The organism is Pseudomonas sp. BAV 4579 (assembly GCF_009765395.1).
GTDB lineage: Bacteria > Pseudomonadota > Gammaproteobacteria > Pseudomonadales > Pseudomonadaceae > Chryseomonas > Chryseomonas aestiva.
In genome coordinates this window covers 1-3002 of record NZ_WHOV01000161.1, presented here as the reverse complement: position 1 = coordinate 3002, position 3002 = coordinate 1, and the positions used below count along the sequence as shown (strand labels likewise).

The window sequence follows — 3002 nt, the reverse complement described above, 5'->3', positions numbered from 1 at the left end:
AGGAGCGGCTCATAGCCGCGATAGAGCTCTATCGCGGCTATGAGCCGCTCCTACGGTCAGCACCCCAGGTAAACAGCAGACATGAGCGAACAACCCCTAGATCCCCAAGCCCAGGAACAGGAAGACAACAAGCTGATCGCCCAGCGCAAGGAAAAGCTTTCCGCGCTGCGCGACCAGCAGGCCATTCCCTTCCCCAACGACTTCCGCCGCGACAGCCTGGCCGGTGACCTGCAGCAGCAGTACGCCGACAAGACCAAGGAAGAGCTGGAAGCCGCCGGCATCAAGGTCAAGGTGGCCGGGCGCATTATGCTCAACCGTGGCGCCTTCATGGTGCTGCAGGACACCAGCGGGCGCATCCAGGTCTACGTCGACCGCAAGACCCTGCCGGCGGCAACCCTGGAAGCGGTCAAGAGCTGGGACCTGGGCGACATCATCGCCACCGAAGGCACCCTGGCCCGCTCCGGCAAGGGCGATCTCTACGTCAACATGAGCGACGTGCGCCTGCTGACCAAGTCGCTGCGCCCGCTGCCCGACAAGCACCACGGCCTGACCGACACCGAGCTGCGCTATCGCCAGCGCTATGTCGACCTGATCGTCAACGAGGAGGTCCGCCAGACCTTCCGCGTGCGCTCCCAGGTCATCGCCCACATCCGCCGCTTCCTCATGGAGCGGGGTTTCCTCGAAGTCGAAACCCCCATGCTGCAGACCATTCCCGGCGGCGCGGCGGCCAAGCCCTTCGAGACCCACCACAACGCCCTGGACCTGGCCATGTTCCTGCGCATCGCGCCGGAGCTGTACCTCAAGCGCCTGGTGGTCGGTGGCTTCGAGAAGGTCTTCGAGATCAACCGCAACTTCCGCAACGAAGGCGTCTCGACCCGGCACAACCCCGAATTCACCATGCTCGAGTTCTACCAGGCCTACGCCGACTACCACGACAACATGGACCTCACCGAGGAGCTGTTCCGCGAACTGGCCATGGCCGTGCTCGGCAGCACCGACGTGCCCTATGGCGACAAGGTCTTCCACTTCGGCGAGCCCTTCGTGCGCCTGTCAGTGTACGACTCCATCCTCAAGTACAACCCGGACATCACCGCGGCAGACCTGCAGGACGTCGAGAAGGCCCGCGCCATCGCCAAGCGGGCCGGCGCCAAGGTCCTCGGCCACGAAGGCCTGGGCAAGCTGCAGGTGATGATTTTCGAGGAACTGGTGGAGAGCAAGCTGGAGCAGCCGCACTTCATCACCGAGTACCCCTTCGAGGTCTCGCCGCTGGCGCGTCGCAACGACGACAACCCCAGCGTCACCGACCGCTTCGAGCTGTTCATCGGCGGCCGCGAGATCGCCAATGCCTACTCCGAGCTCAACGACGCCGAAGACCAGGCCGAGCGCTTCATGCTGCAGGTCCAGGAAAAGGACGCCGGTGACGACGAGGCCATGCACTACGACGCCGACTTCATCAACGCCCTGGAATACGGCATGCCGCCCACCGCCGGTGAAGGCATCGGCATCGACCGTCTGGTGATGCTGCTGACCAATTCGCCGTCGATCCGCGACGTCATCCTCTTCCCGCACATGCGTCCGCAATAAGGGTGGCGCCCCGTTCGGGGCGCCGCTCCGGCTCCTGCCGACCGGGGCTCTGTCATCAAAGGTTCATCCGGACCTGCTAAGAGCCTGTTCAAAGTCTAGCGAGCTAGAGCCAAACAAGGCGAAAAGGGCTGAGGAAGCGGAATTTACGAAGGGTAAATGAGCATTCCGAGGGCGTTTTCAACGCTGTTTGGCCGACGCGCAGCAGACTTTGAACAGGCTCTTAAAGAGCCCTGATGTCGCGTCCCTTTGCAGGTAGCCATGACCAATACGTTGATCCCCTTGCATCCGGCCGCCGAACGGCTGGGGCTACTCTACGCCTATCATTTCACCTCGGGCCAGCCGGGCCGGGCCCTGACCATGGCGCCGGAAGATCCCTGGGAGGCGGAAGAGGGCGGTTTTCGCTGGCTGCACTTCAACCTGGCCCACGCCGCCGCCGAGCGCTGGATGCGCGAGCACCTGGGGTTGCCCGAGGAATTCTTCGAGTCCCTGCACGCCGGTTCCCATTCGACCCGGCTGGAACCGGCCGACGACACCCTGCTCGGGGTGGTAAACGACGTGACCCTCGCCTATGGCCAGGTCTCGGTGGACGTCGCCACCCTCTGGGCCTGCGCCCGCCCGGGGCTGCTGGTGACCGCCCGCGCCCAGCCACTGCGCTCGGTGGATCGCCTGCGCCATGCGGTGCGTCGCGGCGAGGGCTTCGGCTCCACCCTGGAGCTGCTGGTGCACCTTCTGCGCGATCAGGCCGATGTGCTCACCGGCATCATCCGCGACACCACGGTCAAGGTGGATGCCATCGAGGATCGCCTGCTGTCCCAGCGGCTGTCCGCCAGTCGCGCCGAACTGGGCGGCCTGCGGCGTGCCCTGGTGCGGCTACAACGGCTGCTGGCCCTGGAGCCGGGCTCCTTGCTGCGGCTGCTCAACCGGCCACCGGCCTGGCTGCGGCGCGACGACATCCAGACCCTGCGCGAGGCGACCGAGGAATTCGACCGGGTGCTGGACGACCTCGCCGCCCTGGTGGAGCGGCTCAAGCTGCTGCAGGAAGAGATCGCCGCCGCCTCCGCCGAGCAGACCAATCGCACCCTGTTCACCCTGACCCTGGTCACGGTGCTGGCCCTGCCGATCAATATCATCGCCGGCTTCTTCGGCATGAACGTCGGTGGCATCCCGCTCTCCGACTCGCCCCACGGTTTCTGGATCCTGGTGGCGCTGGTGGCGACCTTCACGGTGCTGGCCGGCAGTCTGGCCTTTCGCAAGCGCGGCGACTGACCGGCTGCGTGCAACCCCCAGGCGTGCGTAGCGGTCTTTAGTGCGGTGCTTCAGAAGTTGACTGCACAATTTTGGCGGCGCTTTTTGCTCCTGGACGTCGTTGCCACTCCTCGCCATAGCCCTGCTATGACTCGTCGCGGCGCCTAGCCCAA

Annotated in this window: 2 protein-coding genes; both read left to right on the top strand. The window is 65.1% G+C overall.

Translation table 11 applies throughout. From position 1 onward, the window contains the following. Window positions 1-81: 81 nt before the first annotated feature. Entirely contained in the window at window positions 82-1584 is a 1503-nt protein-coding gene (gene lysS / locus GSQ95_RS23340; RefSeq protein ID WP_158891302.1) for a lysine--tRNA ligase, read from the top strand. 258 nt (window positions 1585-1842) lie between these two features. Continuing rightward, entirely contained in the window at window positions 1843-2850 is a 1008-nt protein-coding gene (locus tag GSQ95_RS23335) for a transporter (RefSeq protein WP_158891300.1), read from the top strand. Window positions 2851-3002 lie beyond the last annotated feature (152 nt).